At 70.5% G+C, this 24,215-nt stretch carries 25 protein-coding genes; 15 read left to right on the top strand and 10 right to left on the bottom strand.

All coding sequences use genetic code 11. The features are described 5' to 3' along the window. Window positions 1–68 precede the first annotated feature (68 nt). Window positions 69–623, bottom strand: a complete 555-nt coding sequence (locus ABD785_RS15070; protein WP_344828207.1) for a hemerythrin domain-containing protein — start codon at window positions 621–623, stop codon at window positions 69–71. 119 nt (window positions 624–742) lie between these two features. Between ABD785_RS15070 and ABD785_RS15065 the strand changes: the two genes are divergently transcribed. Further along, a complete protein-coding gene (locus tag ABD785_RS15065) occupies window positions 743–1,147 on the top strand; it encodes a hypothetical protein (protein ID WP_344828204.1) in 405 nt (134 codons plus the stop codon). A gap of 89 nt (window positions 1,148–1,236) precedes the next feature. Here ABD785_RS15065 and ABD785_RS15060 read toward each other — a convergent pair whose 3' ends face one another. Next, the gene (locus tag ABD785_RS15060; RefSeq protein WP_344828201.1) at window positions 1,237–1,638 is read right to left on the bottom strand and encodes a hypothetical protein; all 402 of its coding nucleotides are present in this window, start codon (window positions 1,636–1,638) and stop codon (window positions 1,237–1,239) included. A gap of 105 nt (window positions 1,639–1,743) precedes the next feature. Here ABD785_RS15060 and ABD785_RS15055 point away from each other — a divergent pair, with 105 nt between their 5' ends. The 3 genes from ABD785_RS15055 (at window position 1,744) to ABD785_RS15045 (ending at window position 4,019) form a co-directional block, all read left to right on the top strand. Further along, window positions 1,744–2,883 (top strand): acyl-CoA dehydrogenase family protein, encoded by a 1,140-nt coding sequence (locus ABD785_RS15055; protein ID WP_344828198.1) that lies wholly within the window; start codon window positions 1,744–1,746, stop codon window positions 2,881–2,883. A gap of 158 nt (window positions 2,884–3,041) precedes the next feature. Next, entirely contained in the window at window positions 3,042–3,425 is a 384-nt protein-coding gene (locus ABD785_RS15050) for a hypothetical protein (protein WP_344828194.1), read from the top strand. 135 nt (window positions 3,426–3,560) lie between these two features. After that, on the top strand, window positions 3,561–4,019 hold the full coding sequence (locus ABD785_RS15045) for a hypothetical protein (RefSeq protein WP_344828191.1): 459 nt from the start codon (window positions 3,561–3,563) through the stop codon (window positions 4,017–4,019). On the opposite strand, the gene ABD785_RS15040 is transcribed toward ABD785_RS15045, so the two are convergent. Continuing rightward, entirely contained in the window at window positions 3,998–5,251 is a 1,254-nt protein-coding gene (locus ABD785_RS15040; protein ID WP_344828186.1) for an amidohydrolase family protein, read from the bottom strand. The two genes, ABD785_RS15045 and ABD785_RS15040, sit on opposite strands and share 22 nt — an antisense overlap. Window positions 5,252–5,382: 131 nt before the next feature. On the opposite strand from ABD785_RS15040, the gene ABD785_RS15035 reads away from it, so the two are divergent. Further along, window positions 5,383–6,198, top strand: a complete 816-nt coding sequence (locus tag ABD785_RS15035) for a helix-turn-helix domain-containing protein (protein ID WP_344828181.1) — start codon at window positions 5,383–5,385, stop codon at window positions 6,196–6,198. Between the two features lie 148 nt (window positions 6,199–6,346). Here ABD785_RS15035 and ABD785_RS15030 read toward each other — a convergent pair whose 3' ends face one another. Further along, window positions 6,347–7,555: a cytochrome P450 gene (locus tag ABD785_RS15030; RefSeq protein WP_344828176.1), complete on the bottom strand. Its 1,209-nt coding sequence runs from the start codon at window positions 7,553–7,555 to the stop codon at window positions 6,347–6,349. Window positions 7,556–7,836: 281 nt separating this feature from the next. Here ABD785_RS15030 and ABD785_RS15025 point away from each other — a divergent pair, with 281 nt between their 5' ends. Continuing rightward, complete coding sequence (locus tag ABD785_RS15025) at window positions 7,837–9,012, top strand: amidohydrolase family protein (RefSeq protein WP_344828172.1); 1,176 nt, start codon at window positions 7,837–7,839, stop codon at window positions 9,010–9,012. Here the strand turns inward: ABD785_RS15025 and ABD785_RS41325 are convergent. Beyond that, entirely contained in the window at window positions 8,975–9,145 is a 171-nt protein-coding gene (locus tag ABD785_RS41325) for a pentapeptide repeat-containing protein (RefSeq protein ID WP_425547772.1), read from the bottom strand. The two genes, ABD785_RS15025 and ABD785_RS41325, sit on opposite strands and share 38 nt — an antisense overlap. Before the next feature lie 46 nt (window positions 9,146–9,191). On the opposite strand from ABD785_RS41325, the gene ABD785_RS15020 reads away from it, so the two are divergent. From ABD785_RS15020 to ABD785_RS14990, 7 genes are all read left to right on the top strand, one after another. Then, on the top strand, window positions 9,192–9,809 hold the full coding sequence (locus ABD785_RS15020; protein ID WP_344828167.1) for a TetR/AcrR family transcriptional regulator: 618 nt from the start codon (window positions 9,192–9,194) through the stop codon (window positions 9,807–9,809). Window positions 9,810–9,830: 21 nt separating this feature from the next. Further along, a complete protein-coding gene (locus tag ABD785_RS15015; RefSeq protein WP_344828161.1) occupies window positions 9,831–10,334 on the top strand; it encodes a pyridoxamine 5'-phosphate oxidase family protein in 504 nt (167 codons plus the stop codon). Between the two features lie 18 nt (window positions 10,335–10,352). Further along, on the top strand, window positions 10,353–10,847 hold the full coding sequence (locus ABD785_RS15010; protein ID WP_344828155.1) for a nitroreductase family deazaflavin-dependent oxidoreductase: 495 nt from the start codon (window positions 10,353–10,355) through the stop codon (window positions 10,845–10,847). A 104-nt stretch (window positions 10,848–10,951) separates the two neighbouring features. Further along, entirely contained in the window at window positions 10,952–11,302 is a 351-nt protein-coding gene (locus tag ABD785_RS15005; RefSeq protein ID WP_344828149.1) for a hypothetical protein, read from the top strand. 109 nt (window positions 11,303–11,411) lie between these two features. Continuing rightward, window positions 11,412–11,999, top strand: a complete 588-nt coding sequence (locus ABD785_RS15000; protein ID WP_344828143.1) for a TetR/AcrR family transcriptional regulator — start codon at window positions 11,412–11,414, stop codon at window positions 11,997–11,999. Next, on the top strand, window positions 11,996–13,267 hold the full coding sequence (locus tag ABD785_RS14995; protein ID WP_344828137.1) for a cytochrome P450: 1,272 nt from the start codon (window positions 11,996–11,998) through the stop codon (window positions 13,265–13,267). The genes ABD785_RS15000 and ABD785_RS14995 overlap by 4 nt, the downstream gene beginning before the upstream one ends. 35 nt (window positions 13,268–13,302) lie before the next feature. Beyond that, a complete protein-coding gene (locus tag ABD785_RS14990) occupies window positions 13,303–14,379 on the top strand; it encodes a hypothetical protein (RefSeq protein WP_344828130.1) in 1,077 nt (358 codons plus the stop codon). Between the two features lie 14 nt (window positions 14,380–14,393). Here ABD785_RS14990 and ABD785_RS14985 read toward each other — a convergent pair whose 3' ends face one another. Further along, on the bottom strand, window positions 14,394–15,485 hold the full coding sequence (locus tag ABD785_RS14985; RefSeq protein ID WP_344828127.1) for an NADH:flavin oxidoreductase: 1,092 nt from the start codon (window positions 15,483–15,485) through the stop codon (window positions 14,394–14,396). A 153-nt stretch (window positions 15,486–15,638) separates the two neighbouring features. On the opposite strand from ABD785_RS14985, the gene ABD785_RS14980 reads away from it, so the two are divergent. After that, window positions 15,639–16,481 carry an alpha/beta hydrolase family protein gene (locus ABD785_RS14980; RefSeq protein WP_344828124.1) on the top strand — a complete coding sequence of 281 codons (843 nt, stop codon included), beginning with the start codon at window positions 15,639–15,641 and terminating at the stop codon, window positions 16,479–16,481. Between the two features lie 110 nt (window positions 16,482–16,591). Then, entirely contained in the window at window positions 16,592–17,824 is a 1,233-nt protein-coding gene (locus tag ABD785_RS14975; protein WP_344828122.1) for a hypothetical protein, read from the top strand. 60 nt (window positions 17,825–17,884) lie between these two features. Here ABD785_RS14975 and dnaE read toward each other — a convergent pair whose 3' ends face one another. From dnaE to ABD785_RS14955, 4 genes are all read right to left on the bottom strand, one after another. Continuing rightward, window positions 17,885–21,475, bottom strand: a complete 3,591-nt coding sequence (dnaE, locus tag ABD785_RS14970) for a DNA polymerase III subunit alpha (protein WP_344828117.1) — start codon at window positions 21,473–21,475, stop codon at window positions 17,885–17,887. A 101-nt stretch (window positions 21,476–21,576) separates the two neighbouring features. Next, window positions 21,577–21,927, bottom strand: a complete 351-nt coding sequence (locus ABD785_RS14965) for a hypothetical protein (RefSeq protein WP_344828114.1) — start codon at window positions 21,925–21,927, stop codon at window positions 21,577–21,579. 90 nt (window positions 21,928–22,017) lie between these two features. Next, window positions 22,018–22,935 (bottom strand): helix-turn-helix domain-containing protein, encoded by a 918-nt coding sequence (locus tag ABD785_RS14960; RefSeq protein ID WP_425547771.1) that lies wholly within the window; start codon window positions 22,933–22,935, stop codon window positions 22,018–22,020. Between the two features lie 374 nt (window positions 22,936–23,309). Next, window positions 23,310–24,203, bottom strand: coding sequence for a helix-turn-helix domain-containing protein (locus ABD785_RS14955; protein ID WP_344828111.1), 894 nt, complete (start codon window positions 24,201–24,203; stop codon window positions 23,310–23,312). Between the last annotated feature and the right edge of the window lie 12 nt (window positions 24,204–24,215).

Here is a 24,215-nt window from a genome sequence, read left to right as displayed (position 1 = left end):
ATTCGGGACCTCCCCGGCGCCGTTGGTGGATCATCGGCTCCGGCGCTCTGGCCTGCCGGGTCTGACGGTCAGTGCCTGGCCTTGCGGATAGCGTCACGGGCCCGGTCGGCGACCGCCGCCATCGGACCGGCGATCAGGTTCTTCGTCGCCGAGTCCGTTCCGGGGTGCGGGTGCGTCGGCGCGACGGCCTCGGCGGCCCGCACCATCGTGGCGAGGCCGGCGAGCTCGTCGGGCTCGGCCCGCTCGCGGAGCCTGGGGAACTCCTCGCGCTCCTCGTGCCGGGCGTGCTTCTCGACCGCGTCGTGCAGCTCGCGGAACAGGGGCAGGAACTCCGGTGATCCGGTGCCGACCTTCTCCAGCCGCTTCAGCACGTGCTTGGCCTGCTCCTCCTCACCGATGATCGCGTCGACCTCGGCGCTGGTCTTGCCGAGGACACCGCGCGAGAAGGGGTGCACGACCTCCTCCTCGGCGGTCTCGTGGACCGCGAGCAGCGCCCGAAGCTCGTCGAACTTCTCCCTGCGGGTCTCTCCGGAGGCGTTCTCCACCTGAGTGAACAGCTTCCTGATCTCGGCGTGCTGGTCCAGCAGGAGCTGGACGACGTCGTTCTTGGACGTGGCGTTCACGACCGTCTCCTTCCTTCGGGAGCCCACCGCCCTACCCGGGTGCCGGATTTCAACCCCTTTGTTTAGAGCTCTCCTCACGGGAATCCCTGGGACAGCCGACTATGTGGAGGGGCGAGCTGATGAACGAGACGAAGACTCAGGAGACGACTCACGACACCGCGGCTCAGGTCAAGGCCGGAGCCGCCGAGTTCAAGGACAAGATCACCGCTCCGGAGGCCGCGCCCGCACGCCGCCGGGCCGGTGCCGGGGCCGGTGCGCTGGCCGTCGGTGCCGCCGGTGTCTGGGCGCTGAGGAAGTACCGCTCCGGGCTGGCCGCCCGCCGTCGCAAGATGGCCGCGCGCAAGCACTTCAAGGTGATCGGCCGCGAAGCCGGTGCCGTGCTGAGGCTCGCGGGCGAGGCGTTCGGCGACCGCACGAAGCAGGGCGCGGACGTGGCCCGCAAGCAGGCCGCGAGCGGTGCGAAGACCGCCAGGAAGCAGGCCAGGGCACAGGTGGGCAGGGCCCGTGCCAAGGTCCGCCGCTGAGACCCCCCACGGGGGCGTCGCAGCGCCGGCTCGCCCCCGTGGGCACGACGAAGGACCAGGGCACCCGTGAGCGGGTGCCCTGGTCTCTTTCACGCGAAGACGCTCTTCCAGGCGCGGCCGCCGGCCCGGCCCGAGGTGAGCTCGCCCAGGGTCGAGAGGTCCCCGGGGAAGCGGGTGTTCTGCGGCTGGAGGAAGGAGAAGCGGAACGGGTGGCCGCCGATGGTGAGCTTCATCCCGCCGCCGAAGTAGTACCAGGGGAACGTGACGTTCGTGACGGCCTCGAGCGGCGCTTCGAAGATCGGCACCCGATGGCCGTCGGTGAGGTGGTCGGCGAGGCCCGGACGTCCGGTGCGCTGCTCCAGGGTGCGCAGCTGGCTCATGGTGAGCGCGCCCCTGCCGAACGCCTCGAAGGCCACACGGCCGCCGGACAGGGAGAGCACGCCGGGCGCGCTGCCGGTGGAGCCCATGATGATCCAGGTGAGGGTCTGCATGGTCCGAAGGTAGGGTCCCGGCCGTCCCGCCCGGCAGGGAGCGACGTCCCGTCTGTACGGTGATAGGTTCCGAATCCGGTTCGGTTCCCTCTGGAAAGGCGCGCGATGGACCCCTGGCAGACCCCCGAACGTGCGGCCCTGCGGCAGCTCGTGCGCGACTTCACCCGCCGCGAGATCCTGCCCTCCCTCGGCGAGTGGGAGGAGGCGGGGGAACTGCCCCGCTCCCTGCACCGCAAGGCCGCCGAGGCGGGACTGCTGGGCGCGGGGTTCCCCGAGGAGGCCGGCGGCCAGGGCGGGGACGCCGTGGACGCCTTCATCGTGGCCGAGGAGATGATCTGCTCGGGTGGATCGGGCGGCCTGATCGCGTCCCTGTTCACCCACGGGATCGCCCTGCCGCACATCATCGCGAGCGGTGACAAGGACCTGATCGACAGGTACGCCCGGCCCGTCCTCGCCGGCGAGATGATCGGCTGCCTGGGCATCACCGAGCCCGACACGGGCTCCGACGTGGCGGCGGTCAGGACCTCGGCGGTCCGCGACGGCGACTCCTATGTCGTGAACGGGTCGAAGCTGTACATCACCTCGGGCGTCCGGGCCGACTTCGTGACGGCGGCCGTCCGGACCGGCGGCCCCGGCTACGGCGGCCTGTCGATGCTGGTGATCGACAAGGGGACGCCGGGGTTCGAGGTCTCACGGGCGCTGAGCAAGATGGGATGGCTCTGCTCCGACACCGCCGAACTGGCCTTCTCCGACGTCCGGGTGCCCGCGGCGAACCTGGTCGGCGCGGAGGACTCCGGCTTCCTCCAGATCGTCCAGCACTTCGTGACCGAGCGGCTGTCGCTGGCCGTCCAGGCCTACGCGCACGCCCAGCGCTCCCTCGACCTCACCCTCGCCTGGATCCGGGAGCGCGAGACCTTCGGCCGCCCCCTGTCCTCCCGCCAGGTCGTCCGCCACAAGATCGCCGAAATGGCCCGCCAGGTCGACGTCGCCCGCACCTACACCCGCCGCACCGCCGACCGCCACCTGGCCGGTGAGGACGTCCTCACCGAGACCGCCTACGCCAAGAACACCGCCGTCGCCGCCGCCGAATCGGTCGTCAACGAGGCCGTCCAGCTCCACGGCGGAATGGGCTACCTCCGCGACTCCGAAGTCGAACGCCACTACCGCGACGTCCGCCTCCTGTCCATAGGCGGCGGCACCACCGAGATCATGAACGAGATCATCGCCAAACGCCTGGGCCTCTAGCCCGCGTCCGATCGTTCGTCAGAACCACCAAGCGATCTCCGGCGGCCGCCCGTGCACCCGCGTCTCGCCGCGCCCGACAACCGTCGGACGTGTCCGACCGTGCCACCGTCACTCGCCGTCGCCCTCCGGAGAATCCGGGGCGCCTCTAGACTTTCTCCATGGTCGCAGGGCGAGGGGCTTGGGGTGGACGGCTCGGGCTGGTCGGCCTCGGCGTCGTCATCGGGGTCGTGGTGGCCGTTGTCGTCGTGATGTGGCCGCGACGGACGCTCGTGCAGCGGGAGGATCAGCCGGCGACTGTCCGCTATGCGGACGGGGCCGGGCATCATGTGGGTCTTTTTCGCGAGCGGACGCTTTTCAGTGAGTCCTATCACCTGGTGATCAGCGGGGATCCGGGACTGTCCTACGGGCACCGGGTCGACATCGGAGCCGGGGGGAGTCTCCGGGTCCGGGCGGCCGAGTGGACGGACGCCGGAGTGCGTGTCCGCTTCGTGAGCGGGCACGAGCTGTTCGTGCCCGCCGCGCTCTTCATCGGCGGACGCTGAGGGCGGCACCGAGGCGGAAGAGAAGATGCCCGTGCCGCCGTCGGCGCGGCGTGCGGACCTCTCGCCCCGCTGGGACGGCCTGCTGCTCCGGGCCCTGTCCGAACGCCCCGAGGATCGCTTCCCAGCGCCGCGGCGATGCGGACGGCCGTCATGGAGCTGCTGGGCCTCGCGATCCCACCGCCCGTCCAGCTCATGCCGGTGCCGGCCGCCCCGCCGCTACCGGAGGCGAGCCCGGAGACCAGCCCGGACACGGGGACGGGTTCGGGGACGGGGAGCGGTCACCGTCCGCTCCGGCGGGGACGGCGCGCCCTTCTGGCGGTGGTGACCGCCGGGGTGCTGGGAACGGGCCTGCTGCTGGGCCTGAACGCGGGTCCCGGCGAGTCGAAGGCGATGGTGCCCTCTCTGGACAAGGCCCGTATTCCGAGCGTCACGCCGTCGGCCACCGTTCAGAGTCTCGCCGGCCACGGCTGGGATTACCGGCATCGGGTCCTCGGCGGCGACGACGCCCAGGCGCGGGGCGTGAGCCGCTACATGGCCCGGGAACTGAAGATCAAAAGTGCTCTCGTCCCCGTTCAGGCCGAGCGGGCCGCGTAGAGAGCGGCCCACTCCTTGCGCGATCGCTCGGAGACGTCGACGTCGGCCGCGAGTGAACGCAGAGCCCCGACGTTCGCCCGCTCTCTGGGGATGTGGGTGAAAGGGTCCCAGTCGAAGAAGCGCACCGCGTTCTCCCAGGTGATCTTGTTGATCTCCGCGTCGGTCGCGCCCGCCGACTCCAGTTCCCCCAGGACGCGTTCCGGTGCGTCCGGCCAGAAGGAGTCGGAGTGGGGGTAGTCGCACTCCCAGGCGATGATGTCGATCCCGATGTCGTGGCGGAGCTTGAGCGACGTCGGATCGGTGACGTAGCAGGCCAGGGAGTGCTCGCGGAAGACGTCGCTGGGCAGCCGGTCGCCGAAGTCGCGCCGCAGCCAGCGCTGGTTGGTGTAGTGCCGGTCGCAGCGGTCGAGGTAGAAGGGGATCCAGCCGATTCCGCCCTCCGACCAGGCGACCCGCAAGTCGGGGTAGGTGCGCAGGGCCGGGCCCCAGAGCAGGTCCTGCGCACCGAGTGCCGACACCTGGCAGGCGAGGATCATCTTGTTGTCGATGGGGGCGTCCGGGGCCTGGGTGATCGCCCCGAAGCCCTGGCCGATGTGCAGGCACATGACCGTCCCGGACGCGCTGAGCGCTTCGAAGACAGGGCCCCAGTGATCGAGGTCGTGGTAGCTCGGCAGCCCGTCGAGGTGCGGCTGTTCGGGCATCGTGACCGACCGGCATCCCTTGGCCGCGACGCGGCGGATCTCCGCGACGGCCAGCGCGGGATCCCACAGCGGCAGGAGCGCGATCGGGATGAAGCGGCCGGGATGCGCGGCGGCCCATTCGTCGATGTGCCAGTCGTTGTAGGCCTGGATCATCACGACCGTGACCTCGTCCCTGACCCGGCTCAGATGGCCCGCGCTGAACCCCGCGAACGTAGGGAAGCACATCGAGGCGAGGATCCCGTTGCGGTTCATGTCGGCGACCCGCTCGTTCACGTCGTAGACCGCGGGACGCATCTCGGCGTAGCCCGCCGGATCGATGCCCCACTCCTCGGGCGGCCAGGAGACGACGGCGTTGAGCCCGGCGACCCCGGCCTGTACGCCCCGGTACATCCACCGGTCGACGCCCTGGTCGTCGCGTACCAGCCGGGGCGCGAGGTCCGCCCACTTCTTCGGGACGTGCCGGTCGAACATGTCGGGAGGCTCCACGACATGGTCGTCGATGCTCACCAGGATCAGGTCGTCGGTCCTCATGGCTGCTCCTCGGACGCGAAGAGACCCGCGATCTCTATGATGGAGAACGGTGATCTCGTAGTCGGACGACACCACGCTACGAACCGGGAACCGAGGGAGTCGACGCGATGGCGGACAGTTCCTTGCCTTCAGTGGCCAGCATCGGAGCGGTCACGGTCCGGACGGCCCCCTCGGTTCTGGCCGGCACCCTCGCCTACGACGCCGAGGACCTCGTCACCGGCTGGCACCACCACGACCTGCATCAGCTCGAGTACGCCCTCGAAGGGGTCGCCGAGGTCGAGACGGCCGCGGGACGCTACCTCGTCCCGCCCCGGCAGGCCATCTGGGTCCCGGCGGGGACGGAGCACAACACGATCCTGCGCGGGGTCAAAACGGCCTCGGTCTTCTTCGACCCCTCGATGCTCCCCGGCGGCGTCTTCGGCCGGGCGACGGTCGTCGCGGCGGCCCCGCTGCTCCGCGAGATGATCGTCTACGCGCTGCGCTGGCCGATCAGGCGCACCGCGGCCGACGCGAGGGCCGACACCTACTTCTCGGCCCTCGCCCTGATCATCGAGGACGGTCTCGGCCGCGAACAGCCCCTCTGGCTGCCCACGAGCACCGACCCCCTGGTCGCGGCCGTCATCGCCCACACCGAGCGGCACCTTGCGTCCGTGACGGCCGGCGAGGTCAGCGACGCCCTCCACATCTCGGAACGGACGCTGCGCCGCCGCTTCCACGACGCCACGGGCACGACCTGGCGCGAGTTCGTCGTCCGGGCCAGGCTCATCCGGGCCATGGCCCTGCTCGCCGAGCCCGGCGCCAACGTCCTCGAGGTCGGGACGGCCGTCGGCTTCACCAGCCCCAGCGCCTTCAGCAGGGCCTTCCGCAGCTTCACCGGCCGCACCCCCACCGAGTACCGCCGGCCTCGTGAGACGGAACCGGGGCCGCAAGCCCCCGACCACGCCTGAACGGGCTCTCGAACCACCGATGAGGATCGTCACCGGCCCAGCGGACCGGGCCGCCACCGCTTCGTGCGGACGGGACGGGTGCCGCCCGCGGGCGCTCCGGCCATCGCCCGGCCGCGCCGGCTCCGACGAGCCCCGCCGGCCGGTCTCGTCACGAGGTGAGGGTGGGGAGGGTGTCCCAGCCGCGGACGGTGGAGGTGGGGGCGAGGGTGGCCTTGTCGGTCTCGACCGTCCATTCGGGGAAGCGTTTGAGCACCTCTTCGAGGGCGATGCGGCCTTCGAGGCGGGCGAGGGCGGCGCCGAGGCAGAAGTGGGTGCCGCGGCCGAAGGTGAGCGGCTGGGTGATCTTGCGGTGGATGTCGAAGGCGTCGCCGTCGGGGTAGTGGCGGTGGTCGCGGTTGGCCGAGCCGAGGAGGAAGAGCATGATGGAGCCCTCGGGGATCGTCCGGCCGTGGACCTCGGTGTCGCGGGCCACGTACCGGGCGACGTGCTGGGCGGGCGGTTCGAAACGAAGGATCTCCTCGATGGCGCCGGGGATGAGGGAGGGGTCGTCGACGAGAAGGCGGCGCTGGTCGGGGTGGTCGGCCAGGACCTTCCCGGACCAGCCGATCAGGCGGCCGGTGGTCTCGTCTCCGGCGCCGGCCACGACGGTGACGTAGGTGATGATCTCTTCGCGGGTGAGCTTGCGCCGTGTGCCGGTCTCGTCCTCGAACTCGGCGTTGAGGAGTTCGGTCATGAGGTCGTCGGAGGGGTGGTCGGCGCGCCAGTCGATGTAGTCGGAGAAGGGTTCGCCGCTGAGGATGTCGGTGTACTCCATCGGCTGCCCGGCCTCGGTGCGCAGGCGGCCGTCGCCGCGGTCGCTGATGGCCCGCTGGTCGGCTTCGGGGATGCCCAGCAGCATGCCGATGGTGCGCATCGGCATCTGCTTGCCCAGGTCGGTGACGAAGTCGAAGCGCCCGGAGCCGACCAGGGGGTCCAACGCGCGGGCGCAGAACTCGCGGATCCTGGGCTCGATGGCCAGGACCTTGCGGGGGGTGAAGACGCCCGACAGGAGCCTGCGGTGGGCGGTGTGGATCGGCGGGTCCTCGAAGATCAGCACTCCGGGCGGGAAGTCGATCCGTGCCTTGATCAGCTCGATGATCGCGCCGCGGCCCGAGATGAAGGTCTCCGGCTCGCCCAGCCCCGCCTCGACGTCGGCGAAGCGGCTGACCGCGTAGAAGCCGTGCTCGTCGTTGTAGTAGAGCGGCGCCTCCTCCCTCAGCCGCCGGTACACCGGATAGGGGTCACGGTCGATGTCCACGTCGTACGGGTCGAAGTACACGCCGCTCGTGCCGGTCACGACCGCCTCCAGGTCCCTCATAGTGAGTGCTCACCTATTTATGGTCAGGCTAGCCGAGTCTCCTTCGAGGCCGCCATGGGGGCTTCGCGGGCGTGGGAGGAGCGTCGGGGCGATGCTCATCGCCGTCCGGCCTGCGTGTACGGACACCTGAGGAGCGTGGCGGGCCGTCGCTGCCGGTGCGGAGCGCGAAGAGGCGTGAGGCGCCTCGGCAGAGCTGCCATGAGTGAGTATTTACTTACTAGTTCTCGAAGCGTTACGGTGGGCCGGAGTTCGTGAATCGTGCCGTCCTGGGAGGAACCACAATGGCGAGGCTGGCTGAAGGTATCCGGGTCATCGACGCGGACGCGCACCTGACCGAGCGGCACGACCTGTTCACGGAGCGGGCGCCGAAGGGGTACGAGGACAAGGTCCCCCGGGTGGAGCGCGTTGACGGCCAGGACATGTGGGTGATCGAGGGCAAGACCTTCGGGAAGGCGGGCTCCGGCGGCACCATCGACCACCAGGGCAAGAAGCATCCCTTCCGGAGCTCCCAGGGCGGGTCCTGGGGGATCGCCGACGTCCATCCGGCGGCGTGGGACACCCGGGAGCGGGTCCGGCTGATGGACGAGCTCGGCATCGACGCCCAGGTCCTCTACCCCAACTCCATCGGCATCGGCGGCCAGAACCTCTACAACGCCGTCAAGGACAAGTCGGCGGTCCGGCTCTGCCTGGAGCTGTACAACGACGCCATGTCCGAGGTCCAGGAGGAGTCGGGGAACCGGCTGCTGCCCATGCCGATCATGCCCGCCTGGGACGTCGACGCCTGTGTGAAGGAGGCGGCGCGCTGCGCCGAGCTGGGCTTCCGCGGCGTCAACATGACCGCCGACCCGCAGGACTCCGGCTCCCCGGACCTGGGCGACCCCGCCTGGGACCCGTTCTGGGAGGCGTGCGCCGGTCTCGACCTGCCCGTCCACTTCCACATCGGCGCCAGCCAGACGGCCCTGTCCTACTTCGGCAGCACGTACTGGCCCAGCCAGGACGACTCCGTGAAGCCCGCCATCGGCGGTGCGTCGCTGTTCCAGAACAACTCCCGGGTCCTCCTCAACAGCGCCTACTGCGGAATGTTCGACCGGCACCCCAACCTCAAGATGGTCTCGGTCGAGAGCGGCATCGGCTGGGTGCCCTTCATGCTCGAGGCGATGGACTACGAGCTGGAGGAGAACGCCCCCCACTGGTTCGACAAGCTGCAGAAGCGCCCCTCGGAGTACTTCCGCGACAACTGGGTCGCCACGTTCTGGTTCGAGACCGGCCGCGGCGACCTCCAGCACCTCATCGACTCGGTCGGCGAGGACAACGTCATGTTCGAGACCGACTTCCCCCACCCCACCTGCCTGCACCCCGACCCGATCGGGATGGTGAGCGAGAAGATCTCCACCCTCCGCCCCGAGACCCAGCGCAAGGTCATGGGCGGCAACGCCGCCAAGCTCTACCGGATCTGATCCCGGCGGAGGGGACCGGGGGCACGCGCAGGTTCGCCCGGCTCAGGTCCGCGTGGGTGAGGGACGCGCGGGCCAGATCGGCGCTGTGCAGGTCGGCACCGCTCAAGGTCGCGTCGGCCAGGGTCGCGGCCACCCGGTGCGGTCTATCAACTGATTGAAACGGTTGATAGGGTGCGGGGATGGCAACCGAGCAAGCGACCGGTCAGCGGCTGGTGCTGGCCGCGGAGCGGTTGTTCGCCGAGCGGGGGATCGGCGCGGTGTCGCTGCGGGCGGTGATGCAGGAGGCCGATACCAACGTCGCCGCGGTGCATTATCACTTCGGGTCCAAGGAGGCGCTGCTGGCGGCGGTCGTGCGCGGCCGGATCGGCCAGGTGACCTCGCGGCGGGACGCGCTGCTGGAGGCCCTGCCGGACGGGGAGCGGGCCGATCCGCGGTCGCTGGCGCTGGCCTTCGTGCGCCCGCTGTTCGACGTGGTGGTCGACGGCGGTGGCCACTGGGTGTCGGTGATCGGGCAGCTCCTGGCGGCCGGCGACCCCGCGCTGGCGCCGATCGCCGACACCTTCCTGGAGCGCAACGCCCGGTTCGTGGCGCTGATGGAGCGGCTGGAGCCCCGCCCGTCCATGGACACCATCGCCTTCCGGCTCATCCAGGCGATGTCGCTCACCCTCCACGTCCTCGGCGACGTCGGCCGCACGCGGGCCGTGCTGGGCGGCGACCCGTCGCACTGGAGCATCGACCACATCACCGACCAGCTCGTCGACGTCGTGACCAGCGTCATCGCCGGGCCACCCCGCTAGAGACAGCAGAAGGAGCAGTCCATGGGCATCAAGCAGCGTTCGCAGATCGAGATGACCCCGCCGGAGATCGAGGCGTTCCTGGCCTCCCAGCGCACCGCGACCCTGGTGACGATCGGCCCCGACGGCCATCCGCACACGGTCGCGATGTGGTACGCCGTGCTCGACGGCGTCATCTGGTTCGAGACCAAGGCCAAGGCGCAGAAGGCCGTCAACATCCGGCGCGACGCGCGGGTGACCGTCCTGGTCGAGGACGGCCTGACCTACGACGAGCTGCGCGGCGTGTCCTTCGAGGGGCAGGCCGAGATCGTCGACGACCCGGAGGCTCTGTGGCGGGTCGGCGTCAGCATCTGGGAGCGCTACAACGGCCCGTACAGCGAGGAGGTCCGCGAGCTCGTGGAGTTCATGCTCCACAAGCGCGTCGCCGTCCGCGTCGAGGTGAAGCGGGCCCGTTCCTGGGACCACCACAAGCTCGGCCTCGACCCCATCCCGCTGGGCGGCACGACCGCGCCCGCCCCGCGGGCCTGACCCGAAGGGACCCGCACGATGGGCCGATTCTCTCTCCCCGAGCAGGCGCCCCAGGGCCTGGACTCCCCGGTCACCAACCGCGTGATCAAGGTGATGGCCCGCCTCCAGGTGAGGGTCTTCACCCTCACCAACGGACGCGTCGGCAGCAAGTGGCGGGTCGGCGCCGGATTCCGCAAACCCGTCCCGACGCTCCTGCTGGAGCACCGGGGACGCAAGTCCGGCCGGCTTTTCACCACCCCGCTGCTGTTCCTCGAGGACGGCACCGACCTGGTCATCGTCGCCTCGCAGGGCGGCCTGCCGAAGAACCCGCAGTGGTACCACAACCTGCTGGCGGACCCCGCGACCCGGGTCCACCTGCGGGGCCGCCGCGACGTCGCCGTCGTGGCGCGCGAGGCGACGGGCCCCGAACGCGACGCCCTGTGGCCCCGCCTCGTCGAGCTCTACGCCGACTTCGCCAAGTACGCCTCCTGGACGGACCGCGACATCCCGGTCGTCATCCTCGCGCCGTCCTGATCGGAGCACCGGGCCGCCGCCGACCCGGGTCCGCGGCGGCCCGCGACCCTTCCCATCGGACTCCGGCTCGGCGAAACCGGGTCCCCGCCCGGGACGTGGTCGCCATGAGCATCCTCTTCACCGTCGAGCAGCTGCCGGCGGAAGAACGCTTCGACATGATCAGGGAGGTCACGGCCGCCACCTGGGTGCCCATGGAGTGCGCGTCGGAGTTCGCGTCCGACTTCCGGACCGTGCTGCGGGTGAGCGGACCGGGCGCCGTGCAGGTGGCCGTGCTGGACGTGATGCCCATGACGGCCGGCCGCACCCCGAAGCTGATCTCGCGGGCCGATCCCGACCCGCTGAAGATGTTCATGGTCTGCGGCGGCGGCTCCACGGTGATCGACCAGGGCGGTCAGCAGGCCGTCCTCGCGCCGGGGGGTTCGCCTTCTACGACACGCGGCGCCCGTATGAGGTGACCATGGGCGTCGACGGGCCCATCCAGGGGTTGATTTTCAAAGAAACACTTGTGTCTGTTAGATGGCAAGCGTAGGTTCGGGTCATCCAAGTGATCGATGGGAGAACCCGGTGGCCGATGGCACGCGCACCCGGATCCTGGACGAGGCGCTCCGGCTGTTCGCCGAACGGGGATACGCCGGGACGTCCGTCGCGGCCATCGAGGCGGCGGCCGGCCTGTCACCCCACTCGGGCTCCCTCTACACGCATTTCGGCTCCAAGGAGCAGGTGATGGCCGCCGCCGTCGAGCGGGCCATCGCCACCGCCGAGACGGCCTTCTCGCTCGCCCCGATGCTCTCCCTGGGCAACCTGGAGGCCGAACTGACCCTGCTGGCCCGCGGCTCGCTGCTGATGATGAACAACTGGCGTGACCTGATCCGGGTGATGTCCAAGGAGTGCGAGCAGTTCCCGGCCGTCATGGAGGACGTCCGGGAACGGCTGTTCGCCCGGTCGCACGACTTCCTGGCCGGATGGCTGGAGGGCAGGGCGTCCGCGCCGGGACCGGACTTCGAGGCGGTCACCACGATCTGGCTCGGCGCCATCGAGAACTACTGGATCGTCACCCAGGTCCACGGCGGCCGGCCGTTCGGCATGGATGACGACCGCTACGTACGGCAATGGGTTTCCACGCTGATGACCGCGATCGGAGCACGGACATGACCACGCTCGATCTGAACGACCCCGACTTCGTCGCCGATCCCTACCCCGTGTACGCCTGGCTTCGCGATGTCGAGCCCGTGCACTACAGCGCCGCCAACGATCTGTGGCTGGTCAGCAGGTACGACGACGTGCTGGCCGTGCTCCGGGACGCCCCGGGCTTCTCGTCCGATCTCGGGAAGGCGGGGCTGGACGACAATCCGTTCAACCCGGCGATCAGGATCCCGCGGCGGCTCGCGCGGCTGCTCGACCGGCTTCCACCCGTCCGGACGCTGCTGACCAGCGACCCGCCGCACCACACCCAGCTGCGCCGCAAGGTCGCCAAGGCCTTCACCCCGCGGCGGATCGCGGCGCTGGAACCGCGGATCAGGGAGATCACCGAGCGGCTCGTCGACGACCTCGACGACGATCTCGTCCGCGACGTGGCCTCGCCGCTGCCCACCATCGTGATCGCGGAGCTCATGGGCATCCCCGCCGACCGCCGCGACGACTTCAAGCGCTGGTCGGACGAGCTCGTCAACGGCCTGCTCACCGGCGGAAGCCGGATCAGGATGGCCAGGAGCGCCCTCGCCGTCTCCTGGTTCTTCGCCCGCACGGTGCGCAGCCGGCGGCACCGCCCGGGTGGGGACGTCATCAGCCTCCTCGTCACCCGCGACCAGGACGGCGACGCCCTCACCCTCGCCGAGCTCGTCAACTTCTGCATCCTCCTGCTCGTCGCCGGCAACGAGACCACGACCAACCTGGTCTCCAACGCCATGCTCGCGCTGTTCGACCGTCCCGACCTGTGGCGCCGCCTCGGCACGGACCCCGATCTCGCCCCCGCCGTCGTGGAGGAGACGCTGCGCTACGACGGACCCGCCCAGGGGCTGCTCCGCGTCACCACAGCCGAGGTCAGGATCGGCGACGTCACCGTCCCGGAGGGCGCCCGCGTCCTGCCCCTGACCGGCTCCGCCAACCGCGACCCCCGCCACTGGGCCGACCCCGACGCCTTCCGGCTGGACCGGCCCGCCGGAGACCACATCGCCTTCGGCTCGGGCATCCACTACTGCATCGGGACCGCCCTGGCCCGGCTCGAGACCCGGATCGTCCTCGAGACCCTCGCCCGCCGCCATCCCCACCTCGGGCCCGCGGGCGTTCCGGAGCGCATCCAGAGCCCGGTCCTGCGCGGCCTCCGGACCCTCCCCGTCACCATCCGTCCCACCGTCCCCGGGACGGGCGGACTTCCCGGGCGGGCGGCGCAAATCGGGGGGCGGAATTCATCGGTTCGCTAGTAGTCCTGGCGGCCGGACCGGGTGACAGTGGGCGGATGCGTACACGGGTCGTGGCCGCCGTCGCGGTGCTGGGCATGTCGTTCGCCGTTCCCGCGCACGGGGCCGAGGGATGGCGGGAGGTGGCGCTGCCGTTCCTGTGGCCGCGCAACGGTGTCGAGGGGATCGGCGCGTCCGGGCCGTCGGACGTGTGGATCGCCGGATACCAGGGCAGCATCCCGATCTTCTCGCCGCCGCTCAGCACGATCGTGTGGACGGACGGGAACCCCGTCGTGCGGCGATGGGACGGAACGGCCTGGCGCGAGTACCCCCTGCCGGGCTTCTCCGGCGACGGCCGGGTCACGCGGGTCGCCGCCTCGGCCTCGGGGACCTGGGTCCTCGGCCGGGGCAACGGCGCGCAGGGGATCTATCTGGCGCGGTTCGCCTCGGGCGCCTTCACCCGGGTGGCGGCGCCCGCGGGGCTGAGCACCGCGACCGACCTCACGGCCGGTCCCGCCGGGATCTGGCTGTCGGGCGTCGACTCCTCGTCGCAGGTGTTCCTGGCCCGATGGGACGGAGCCGCCTGGCAGCGCACCCCCGTGCCCGCCGGATTCTTCGGGCTCACGTCCGTGACCGGCACCGGGGCGAACGAGGCCTTCGCCACCGGGGAGCGCGTGCGGCCCGCGCCCGGCCAGGGCACCCGCTACGCCGCGCTGCGCTGGAACGGGACGTCCTGGTCGGAGACGGCCGTCCCGGACCAGGCCGACGGCGCGGACGGCGGCCTCGTCTCGGCCGCGGCGGCCGCCCCCGCCGATGTGTGGGCCGTCGGGGCCTTCTCGACCGCGTCGGGGTCCAAGCTGCGCCGCTGGAACGGGTCGACGTGGCAGAGCGCGCCGCAGCCCGCCGAGCTCCCCTATCCGCAGCGGGTGGTGTCCGACGGCGCGGGACGGCTGTGGCTGGCCGGCCAGAACGAGGCGGGCACGACGGTCCTGCTGCGCCGCACGTCCACCGGCTGGAGCGTGGTCCCGGCGCCCGCGCTCCGCCTGACCTCGATCACGGCCCTGCCCGGAGCGGACGTCCTGTGGGCCGCGGGCACGACGGCGAACGACCGCACCGCGGTGATGACGACGCCCTGACCCGCGGGACGCCCTCAGGAGACGAAGTCGGTCCAGTTGGTGGCGAGGTAGTCCAGGAAGGCCGGGCCGACGGACTCCGCGACGAAGTGCTCGCGGGGCCGGGGATGGACCAGCCGGAAGTCCGGATCGGCCAGCGCCAGCGACGGGAAGTCGTGATGGAGGATGGCTCCCGCGCCGACCAGGACGAAGTCGGCCCCGTGCTCCAGGCACCAGGACGCGTCGGGGGCGGATCCGATCCCGCCCGCCACGCCCAGCCGGGTCCCGCCGCGGGGCAGCCCGGTGAAGTGGTCGATGAGGAGCCGGTCGCGCTGGTCCTCCTCGTGGGGCTCCTTGAACACGTCCCAGAGCGACATGTCGAGGTAGTCGAGGATACCGGAGGCCATGACCTCGCCCGCCAGGTCGCGCGCCTCGGCGAGCGGGATCCCGTTGCGCTCGGGGGTGAGACGGAGCCCGACCTGGAAATCGGGGCCGGTCACCGACCGGATGCCGCGCAGGATCTCCCACAGCACCCGCGTCCGGTTCTCGTACGAGCCGCCGTAGTGGTCGGCGCGGGCGTTGCGGGGGCTGAGGAACTGGCAGAGCAGGTAGCCGTGGGCGCCGTGCACCTCGACACCGTGGAATCCGGCGCGTTCGGCGCGGACGGCGGCACCGGTGAAGTCCGCCACGACGCGTTCGACCTCGGCCGTGGTGAGCGCGCGGGCGCCCTTCGCGGGGTCGTCCCAGGGGGCGAGCACGGGCACGCCGGACAGCGCGGCGTCGGCCCGCCGCCCGCCGTGGTGGAGCTGGAGCGTGGCCACGCCGCCCGCATCGCGGATTCCCGCGGCGAGCCGGGACAGGCCGGGCAGGAAGCGGTCGTCCCACGCGGCGAGCTGCCCGGGGAAGGCCTGGCCCTCTCGTGACACGTGCGAGGCGCACGTCATGACCATGCCGAAGCCGCCCTGCGCCCGCCGCACGAGCCAGGCGTGCTCGTCGTCGGAAAGCGTGCCGTCGGGATGGCTCTGCAGGTTGGTGAGCGGCGCGACGGCGAACCGGTTCGCCCAGGAGGGCCCGTGGCCGAAGGCCAGCGGTGTGGCGAGCGGGGCGGCCCCGGGGGAGATCTCGTGCATAGCGCCGCAATGCTAGCCCATCGCCCCGAACGGCCGGTCCAGCGGCCGGAAGCACCCTCCCCGACACTATGAAACAAGAATTGTTTCTGCGTATCATCGGGTCCCCGAGTGAGAGGCACTCCCGTGGAACAGCACACTCGAAGGTCCCTGCGCATGCTGTCGGCGACGGTGCTCGCGGCCGCGTGCGCGGTCGTCCCCGCGACGCACGCGACGGCCACCGGGCACGAACGCGGGCCCGACCCGACCGAGCAGAGCATCACGGCCGTGACCGGACCGTACGCGGTCTCGGTGAAGGAGGTGCCCGCGAAGACGGCGCCCGGATTCAACAAGGGCACCGTCTACTACCCGTCGAGCAGGAAGGACGGAACCTTCGGCGGCGTCGTGATCATTCCGGGTCTGCTGGAGCCGGAGTCCACCATGAGCTGGTTCGGGCCGCGCCTCGCCTCGCAGGGCTTCGTGGTGTTCACCCTCGAGGCCTTCTCCCTCGCCGACTTCCCGGAGCCGAGGGCCGGCCAGCTGCTCGCCGCGCTCGACCACCTGGCGGCGACCGGCCCCGCCGCCTACGGGCTCGACCCGTCGCGGCTGGCGGTGATGGGTCACTCGATGGGCGGCGGGGGAGCCCTGCGCGCCGCCCAGCAGCGTCCCTCGCTGCGGGCCGCGATCCCGATGGCGCCCTGGCACACCGACCGGGCCTGGCAGGACGTCCGCGTCCCCACCATGATCCAGGCGGGGGACAACGACTTCATCGCGGGCGCCGGCACCCACGCCCTGCCGTTCTACGACAACCTCACCGCCGCCCCCGAGAAGGCCTACCTGCTGTTCGAGAACGCCGGCCACTTCACCTGGGCCGTGCCGGGCACCCAGATCGCCAAGTACTCCATCGCCTGGCTCAAGCGCTACGTCGACGACGACACCCGCTACTCCCGCTTCCTCTGCCCCCCGCCCCCCGCCCCGGGCGCGGTCCTCCAGGACCACCGCGGCACCTGCCCCGCCTGACGGTTCGGGCCGGCGGTTCCGCCCTGACCATCCCGCGGATCGTCTCGTGAGCGGCCCGGGCGCGAGATACTGGGCGGCGGTCTGGCAACGGGGAAGGGCGGCCGGTGGGCATGAGCATGGGTGTTGAGGACGGGCGGCTGACCAGGGAGCAGGTGCAGGTCTTCGAGCTGCGGAGCTGCCTGGAGGGCTGGGGGATGGCCGGCGGGGCGCTGGATCTGCTCGCGGCGGTCGTGGCGAGCGGGTCGTGGCGGAAGATCCCCGCGGACGCCGACAGCGACGCGGGGTTCGCGGAGTTCTCCGAGTTCGTGGCGGCCGGGGCCCCGTTCGGGCTCGGCTCCGACGTCGAGACCGTGCGCAGGCTCGTCGGGGCCGGGCACCCGGACGAGGGCGTCCCGCGGATCCGGGCGGAGATGGAGCGGCTGCGCGAAGGGCTCGCGGAACTGCTCGGCCCCGACCCCGACCCCGACCCCGACCCCGACCCCGACCCTGACGACCGGGCCGGAGCGGACGCCCGGCTGTTCGGGGCGTTCGAGGAGTCGGGGCCCTGGACCCTCGCCCTGCTCGTGGCCAGGGCCGCAGGCCCGGACGCGACGGGCGGGAAGATCTCCCTGGAAGAGTTCGCCCGGCGCTCGGGCGGCTCGGCGGACCTGGTCCGGAACTACCTCGACGGCTGGGAACGGGCCGCCGCGGACGGCCTGGTGCCGCCCGCCCGCGACCTGCGCCCCGGCGCGGAGACGGCCCTGCCGCACGGGGACGCCTGGCCGCACTATCTCGCGGCACCCGAGGAGGCCGTGGCCGCCCCGGCCGAGGTCCTCGAAGCACCGGAGCCCGCGCCGGAAGCCGAGCCGGAGCAGGAGCAGGAACCCCTGCCGCTCGTGGAGGAGGCCCGCGAGATCGTGGTCGCCCGGGTGGCGGCCGACGCGGCCCTGCGCAAGGAGGCGGCGGCCGAGGCCAAGCGCCTCCAGCGGATCGGCTACCTGCAGAAGGTCCTCGACGAGGGACAGGCGAAGACCCCGAGCGGCCAGTTCGTGCAGATCGCCCTGGAAGACCACAAGGACGAGTTCCGCGCGCTCGTGGAGAACCCCAGGGCGAACGTCGAGGCGCTGGCCGAGGCCTACGAGATCGTCCAGGACCTCGTGGGAGAGGCGGTGGTCGCCGACGTCGACGTCCTGCTCCGCGAGCAGCGCACCAAGTTCGGCAAGGCGATCAAGGCGACCGTCAGGTCCATCGACTCGATCGACCCCGACGACCTCCTGGCCGTGGTCGACGACACCCTGGCCGAGCGCATCACCGACCTCCAGCAGAAGGTCAACGAGCTCGCCGCCCTCGTCTCCCGCGCGTAGCACCCGGATCCCCGGCCCGCGGGAACACGATGGTCCTGCGGGCCGGAGCCGTCTTCCGCGTCAGTGGTCGGCCAGCGCCGTCGGGCCGAGGAGCACCTTGAGGTCGCCCGCGAAGGCGCCGTTGGACAGGTTGACCTTGTAGTCGGGCAGCGCCATCAGCACCTTGCGGCGGTTGAGCCGCTCGACCATGAGATGGACCGGGGTGTCGCCCCGATGGGTGGTGAACATGTGCTTGAGCTCGGTCACCAGCGCCATGTCGATCTGGCTCTCGCGGAGGGACAGCACGATGGGCTCCCGGTCACCGGCCTGCGGGACGTTGGAGATGTCCAGGAACTCGATGGCGACGGCGTTGAAGCTGACGGAGGAGTCCTCGCCGTTGTCCCGGATCCGGATCTTGCCGGTGACGGCGACGACGAGGTCGGGGATGAGGTTGTCGCCGTACAGCTGGTAGGTGGAGGGGAAGCAGGGCACCTCGAGCGAGCCGTCGTGGTCCTCGATCTTGAGGATGGCCCAGACGTTGCCCTGCTTGGTGACCTTCTTCTCGACCCCGGAGATGATGCCCGCGACCTTGATCTCACCGCGCTCGCGGTCGGCGTCGCCGTTGAGGACCTGGGCGATGCTGTGGGTGCGGTTGCGCTCCAGGACGCGCTCGGCCCCGTTGAGCGGGTGGTCGGAGACGTAGAGGCCGAGCATCTCCCGCTCGAAGGCGAGCTTGGTCTTCTTGTCCCACTCGCCGGGCGGGACGACCACCGTGAAGGCGTCGCCGCTGGTGTCGCTGTCCTCGAAGGCGCCGAACAGGGAGTCCTGCCCCATCGCCTCCTTCTTCTTGACGTCGATGACGGCGTCGATGGCCTGGTCGTGGATCTGGACGAGGCCGAAGCGCGGGTGGTCGAGGCTGTCGAACGCCCCGGCCTTGATCAGCGACTCGATGGTCCTCTTGTTGCAGACCACCGCGGGGACCTTGGTGAGGAAGTCGTTGAAGTCGGTGTACTTGCTGTGCTCCTTGCGGGCGGAGACGATGCCGTTGATCGCGTTGTCACCGACGTTCTGGACGGCGCCGAGCCCGAAGCGGATGTCGTCGCCGACGGCCGCGAACCGCAGGTTCGACTCGTTGACGCACGGCGGCAGGACCAGCACCTTCATCCGGCGGCACTCGGCGAGATAGATCGCCATGCGGTCCTTGTTGTTGCCGACCGAGGTGAGCAGGGCCGCCATGTACTCGGCGGGGTAGTTGGCCTTGAGGTAGGCCGTCCAGTAGGAGACGAGCCCGTACCCGGCGGTGTGGGACTTGTTGAACCCGTAGCTGGAGAACGGCTCCAGGACGTCCCAGACGGCCTTGGCGTGCTCCTCGGTGAAGCCCTTGCCGACCATGCCGGAGGAGAAGGTGGCCCACTGCTTGTCCATCTCCTCCTTCTTCTTCTTGCCCATCGCGCGGCGCAGGATGTCGGCGCCGCCGAGGGTGTAGCCCGCGAGCTGCTGGGCGATGGCCATGACCTGCTCCTGGTAGACGACCAGGTGGTAGGTGTTGCCGAGGATCGGCTCCAGGGCGTCGCGCAGGTCGGGGTGGATCGGCTCGACCTTCTGCGATCCGGCCTTGCGGAGGGCGTAGTTGACGTGCGCGTTCGCGCCCATCGGACCCGGACGGCCGAGCGCGAGGATCGACGAGACGTCCTCGAACTCGGTCGGGGCGATCAGCTTGGTGAGGTCGCGCATCATCGAGCTGTCGAGCTGGAAGACGCCGAGGGTCTCGCCACGGGCCAGGAGCTGGTAGGCCTTCTTGTCGTCCAGGCCGATCTCGAGCATGTTCAGCTCGATGCCGCGGTTGAGCTTGACGTTCTCGACGGCGTCGCCGAGGACGGTCAGGTTCCGCAGGCCCAGGAAGTCCATCTTGAGGGCGCCCATGTCCTCGCTGGACGGCCCGTCGAAGCCGGTGATGCGGGCGCCGTCGTCCTGCCGCATGAAGACCGGCATGACGTCGACCAGGGGCTGGGACGACAGGATGACGCCGGCCGCGTGGACGCCGGTGCCGCGCGTCAGGCCCTCGAGGCCGATCGCGGTGTCGACGACCTTCTTGACGTCGGCGTCCTCCTCGTACAGCTTGCGGACCTCGCCGGCCTCGGCGAAGCGGGGGTGGTCCTTGTCGAAGATGCCGGTGAGCGGGATCTCCTTGCCCATCACGGCGGGCGGGAACGCCTTGGTGATCTTCTCGCCGACGGCGAAGGGGTAGCCGAGGACGCGACCGGCGTCCTTCACGGCCGCCTTCGACTTGATCGTCATGTAGGTGATGATCAGCGAGACGTTGTCCTCGCCGTACTTCTCCGTGACGTACCGGATCATGTCGCCGCGCCGGCGCTCGTCGAAGTCCAGGTCGACGTCGGGCATGGAGATGCGTTCGGGGTTGAGGAACCGCTCGAACAGGAGCTTGTGCTCGATGGGGTCGAGTTCGGTGATGCCCGTGACGTAGGCGACCATCGAGCCGGTGGCCGAGCCTCGTCCGGGGCCGACCCAGATCCCGCTGTCGCGGGCGTACTGGCAGATGTCGGCGACGACGAGGAAGTAGCCGGGGAAGCCCATGCCCTCGATCACGCCGAGCTCGTACTCGATCCGCTCGGTGACCTCGGCGGGCACGGGGGAGCCGAACCGCTTGACCGCGCCGCGCTCGGACTCCTTGCGCAGCCAGCTCATCTCGGTCTCGCCCTCGGGGACCGGGAACTTGGCGGCCAGGTCGCGGTGGGCGAAGACCTCCTCGTAGGACTCGACGCGCTCGGCGATCAGCAGGGTGTTGTCGCAGCCCTGCTTCCACAGCTCGTCGTGGTTGAGCTCGCGCATCTCCTCGGCCGAGCGGATGTAGTAGCCGTTGCCGCTGAACCGGAACCGGTCGGGCGCGCTGATCTGGGAGTTGGTGCCGACGCAGAGCAGGGCGTCGTGCGCGGAGGCCTGGTCCTCGGTGACGTAGTGGCTGTCGTTGGTGACCAGCGGGGGGATGCCGAGTTCCTTGCCGATCCGCAGCAGTTCCTTGCGGACCGCGGTCTCGATGAGGATCCCGCCGTGGTCCATCAGCTCCAGGAAGTAGTTCTCCTTGCCGAAGATCTCCTGGTACTTCGCGGCGTGCTCGAGGGCCTTGTCGTACTGCCCGAGGCGGAGCCGCGTCTGGACGGCGCCGGAGGGGCAGCCCGTCGTGGCGATGATGCCGTGGTGGTACTCCTCGAACAGCTCGTCGTCCATGCGCGGGTACTTCTTCATGTGGCCTTCGAGCGAGGCCAGCGAGCTGATCTTGAAGAGGTTCTTCAGCCCCTGGGCGTTGTAGGCCCACATGGTCTTGTGGAGGTAGGTGCCGGTGGCCGAGACGTCGCCGCCGACACCGGTCTGCTCGTTGAACTTGCGCTGGTGCGGCTCGCCCCAGAAGACCGGCTTCTTGTGGAAGCGCGATTCGGGGCTCACGTAGCCCTCGATGCCGATGATCGGCTTCAGTCCCGCGCCGCGGATCTTCTTGTGGAACTCGTACGAGCCGAACATGTTCCCGTGGTCGGACATGGCGATCGCGGGCATCCCGAGCTCGGACACCCGGTTGGCCATGAGCCCGATCTTCGCCGCGCCGTCCAGCATGGAGTACTCAGTGTGAACATGCAGGTGCACGAACGAATCAGCCACAGGTGATCTCGGCCTTCCAGGGGTCGGGCGGGCGGTGCCCCAACTCTATCGACCCGGCACGGCGGGCGGTCTCAGTCACACGACCAACTTCGATCGATCTATCACCGTTCGGCGGCGGTGAGGCGCAGGAGGGTGGAGCCCTCGCCCAGATGGAGTTCGATGCCGCCCCGGCAGCCGGACCGCTCGCACTGGTAGTCCAGGAACAGGACGGGACCGGCCGCTTCGCTCGCCCGGGAGGGCGGTTCGTCGCTGGTGAAGGCGCGGCCGGTCCTCGGCCACACCAGGAGCCCGGCCGCCGGGCCGCGGCGGGGGTCGGACGCGACCGACACGGTGGTCACGCGCAGGTCGGGACCGCCGCACTGGGGACAGGCCAGCACCGCGCTGCCGGGGACGGCCCCGGGCCAGGGGAGCGGGCGGGCGAGCGGCTCGTCGGGGGCCTTCAGCAGCGTCATCCCGCCAGCATCCACCATCGGTGACGTTCCGTGCCAGTCCGACTACGGAATGGTTCCCTCGGGGATGGCCGGGCCCGTCTCCGGAACGGCCTAGAGCTCGGCGAGGAGCCGGTGGAGGTGGTCGCGGGTGCCGTTGCCGTCCTCGGCCAGGATGCAGAGCTCGTCCATGATGCGCATGTAGCCGCTGACCTCGTCGATCTTGTCGAGGTACAGGGCGCTGCTGAGCTGCTCGAGATAGACGACGTCGGGCAGGTCGCTCTGGTGGAAGCGCAGGATCGTGAACGGGCCGCCCGCGCCGGGGTGCGCCCCGACCGAGAAGGGGAGCACCTGGAGCATCACGTTCGGCCGGGTCGACATCTCCAGCAGGTGCTCGATCTGGCCGCGCAGCACCGACCTGCTCCCGTACGGGCGGTGCAGCGCCGCCTCGTCGAGGACGGCCCACACCCTCCTGCGGTCGGTCTCGGCGAGCATCCGCTGCCGGGTCATGCGCATCTGCACCCGGCGGTCGATGTCGGCGGGGGAGGCGTCGGAGTTTCCGACCCTGATGACGGCCCTGGCGTAGTCCTCGGTCTGCATGAGGCCGTGCACGAACTGCACCTCGAAGGTCCGGATCATCGAGGCCGCCGACTCGAGGCCGATGTAGGGCTCCAGCCAGGACGGCAGGATGTCGTTGTACCGGTGCCACCAGCCGGGGACGCTCGCCTGCCGGGCCAGGGACATCAGGGCGTCCCGCTCGGACTCCTCGGTGATCCCGTACAGGTCGAGCAGGTCGACCAGGTCGCGCTGCTTGAAGGCGGTCCGGCCCAGTTCCAGACGGCTGATCTTGGAGTGGGTGGCGCGCAGGACGTCGGCGGCCTCCTCGCGGCTGATGCCGCGGGATTCGCGCAGCCGGCGCAGCTGGGAGCCGAGCATGATGCGCAGGGCGGTGGGGCCGCCGGTCGTTCCCGGCCTGCCGGGGTGGTCCGCGAGTTCGGGGAAGGGCGTCTGCCCCGCCTGCTCAGCGATCATCTGCTGCTCCCTGGTGGATCTGGAAGAAGTCTCGCATCCCCCGGGCGCGCTGCACAGATCATCGGCGATTCGTTCCGCTTACTCCGGTTTTCATCTTCGCAGGTCAACTGCACGTGCAGATGAGAGTTCAAACGTGATCCCAGATGTGCTTGCGCCTGCGATCGCGAGAGCCCAAGATGACCTAGTAGCAGAAGGTTCAATCACTTCTGCGAAAAGCCTCCACCCCAGGGGCGGCCGCCGGAGACGGGCGACCGTCTCGACCGGTCCCGATGGTCGTCCGGGCAACGGCCGTCGGGACCGGTCCTCTTTTTCCGAGAACCGGTCCCGCCTTGACATCGGGAGACCGTCGCGGGGCGGGGCCCGCGGGAAGTGGGCTAGATCCGGTCGAGCAGGTCGGCGAGGGTCTGACGGGTCGCGCCCTTGCTCTCGGCCACGACGCAGAGCTCGTCCATGATCCGCATGTAGCCGTGGACCTCGTCGGCCTTGTCGAGGTAGAGCGCGCTGTTGAGCTGCTCCAGGTAGATCACGTCGGGCAGGTCGCCGTGCGGGAAACGCAGGATGGTGAAGGGGCCGCCCGCCGCCGGATGGGCGCCCGCGTGGAACGGCAGGATCTGCAGGGTCACGCCATGGTGGTCGGTGAGGTCCAGGAGATGGGAGAGCTGGCGGCGCATGACGTCGCGGCCGCCGAGAGGGCGGCGCAGCGCGGCCTCGTCGAGGACGGACCAGACCTTCGGCGGGTTCGGGCCGTCGAGGACCGACTGGCGCGTCATCCGCAGGGCGACCCTGCGGTCGATCTCGGCCGGGGGCGCGACGGCGTTGCCCATCCGCACGACGGCCCGCGCGTAGTCCTCGGTCTGCATCAGGCCGTGCACGAACTGGACCTCGTAGGTACGGATCACCGACGCCGCGGTCTCCAGCCCGATGTAGGGCTCCAGCCAGCCGGGCATGATGTCCTGGTAATGGTGCCACCAGCCGGGACGGGCCGCCTGCCGGGCGAGCTCGAACAGGGTGCTCCGCTCGTCCGGGTCGAGGATGCCGTAGAGGTTCAGCAGGTCGGACAGATCGCGCTGCTTGAAGCTGCTGCGTCCCAGCTCCAGGCGGCTGATCTTGGAGTGGGTGGCGCGGATCGACTCGGCGGCCCGCTCACGGCTGATGCCCTTGGCCTCGCGCAGGCGGCGCAGCTGGGAGCCGACCATGATGCGCAGGGCGGTGGGCCCGCTCGGGACGGCGGCCCCGCGCGGAGCCCCCGCGGCCTCAGCCGGGTGCATGGTCGCTCCTCA

The organism is Actinocorallia longicatena, from assembly GCF_039534125.1.
GTDB lineage: Bacteria > Actinomycetota > Actinomycetes > Streptosporangiales > Streptosporangiaceae > Actinocorallia > Actinocorallia longicatena.
This window is presented reverse-complemented; position numbering and strand designations above follow the sequence as displayed.

What these genes read in the sequence shown, in the direction of transcription:
- ABD785_RS15065 (WP_344828204.1), top strand. Translation starts at nt 743, where the DNA reads ATGAACGAGACGAAGACTCAGGAGACGACTCACGACACCGCGGCTCAG.
- ABD785_RS15060 (WP_344828201.1), bottom strand. Translation starts at nt 1,638, where the DNA reads ATGCAGACCCTCACCTGGATCATCATGGGCTCCACCGGCAGCGCGCCC.
- ABD785_RS15055 (WP_344828198.1), top strand. Translation starts at nt 1,744, where the DNA reads ATGGACCCCTGGCAGACCCCCGAACGTGCGGCCCTGCGGCAGCTCGTG.
- ABD785_RS15050 (WP_344828194.1), top strand. Translation starts at nt 3,042, where the DNA reads ATGGTCGCAGGGCGAGGGGCTTGGGGTGGACGGCTCGGGCTGGTCGGC.
- ABD785_RS15045 (WP_344828191.1), top strand. Translation starts at nt 3,561, where the DNA reads ATGCGGACGGCCGTCATGGAGCTGCTGGGCCTCGCGATCCCACCGCCC.
- ABD785_RS15040 (WP_344828186.1), bottom strand. Translation starts at nt 5,251, where the DNA reads ATGAGGACCGACGACCTGATCCTGGTGAGCATCGACGACCATGTCGTG.
- ABD785_RS15030 (WP_344828176.1), bottom strand. Translation starts at nt 7,555, where the DNA reads ATGAGGGACCTGGAGGCGGTCGTGACCGGCACGAGCGGCGTGTACTTC.
- ABD785_RS15025 (WP_344828172.1), top strand. Translation starts at nt 7,837, where the DNA reads ATGGCGAGGCTGGCTGAAGGTATCCGGGTCATCGACGCGGACGCGCAC.
- ABD785_RS15020 (WP_344828167.1), top strand. Translation starts at nt 9,192, where the DNA reads ATGGCAACCGAGCAAGCGACCGGTCAGCGGCTGGTGCTGGCCGCGGAG.
- ABD785_RS15015 (WP_344828161.1), top strand. Translation starts at nt 9,831, where the DNA reads ATGGGCATCAAGCAGCGTTCGCAGATCGAGATGACCCCGCCGGAGATC.
- ABD785_RS15010 (WP_344828155.1), top strand. Translation starts at nt 10,353, where the DNA reads ATGGGCCGATTCTCTCTCCCCGAGCAGGCGCCCCAGGGCCTGGACTCC.
- ABD785_RS15005 (WP_344828149.1), top strand. Translation starts at nt 10,952, where the DNA reads ATGAGCATCCTCTTCACCGTCGAGCAGCTGCCGGCGGAAGAACGCTTC.
- ABD785_RS14995 (WP_344828137.1), top strand. Translation starts at nt 11,996, where the DNA reads ATGACCACGCTCGATCTGAACGACCCCGACTTCGTCGCCGATCCCTAC.
- ABD785_RS14990 (WP_344828130.1), top strand. Translation starts at nt 13,303, where the DNA reads ATGCGTACACGGGTCGTGGCCGCCGTCGCGGTGCTGGGCATGTCGTTC.
- ABD785_RS14985 (WP_344828127.1), bottom strand. Translation starts at nt 15,485, where the DNA reads ATGCACGAGATCTCCCCCGGGGCCGCCCCGCTCGCCACACCGCTGGCC.
- ABD785_RS14980 (WP_344828124.1), top strand. Translation starts at nt 15,639, where the DNA reads ATGCTGTCGGCGACGGTGCTCGCGGCCGCGTGCGCGGTCGTCCCCGCG.
- ABD785_RS14975 (WP_344828122.1), top strand. Translation starts at nt 16,592, where the DNA reads ATGAGCATGGGTGTTGAGGACGGGCGGCTGACCAGGGAGCAGGTGCAG.
- ABD785_RS14965 (WP_344828114.1), bottom strand. Translation starts at nt 21,927, where the DNA reads ATGACGCTGCTGAAGGCCCCCGACGAGCCGCTCGCCCGCCCGCTCCCC.
- ABD785_RS14960 (WP_425547771.1), bottom strand. Translation starts at nt 22,935, where the DNA reads ATGATCGCTGAGCAGGCGGGGCAGACGCCCTTCCCCGAACTCGCGGAC.
- ABD785_RS14955 (WP_344828111.1), bottom strand. Translation starts at nt 24,203, where the DNA reads ATGCACCCGGCTGAGGCCGCGGGGGCTCCGCGCGGGGCCGCCGTCCCG.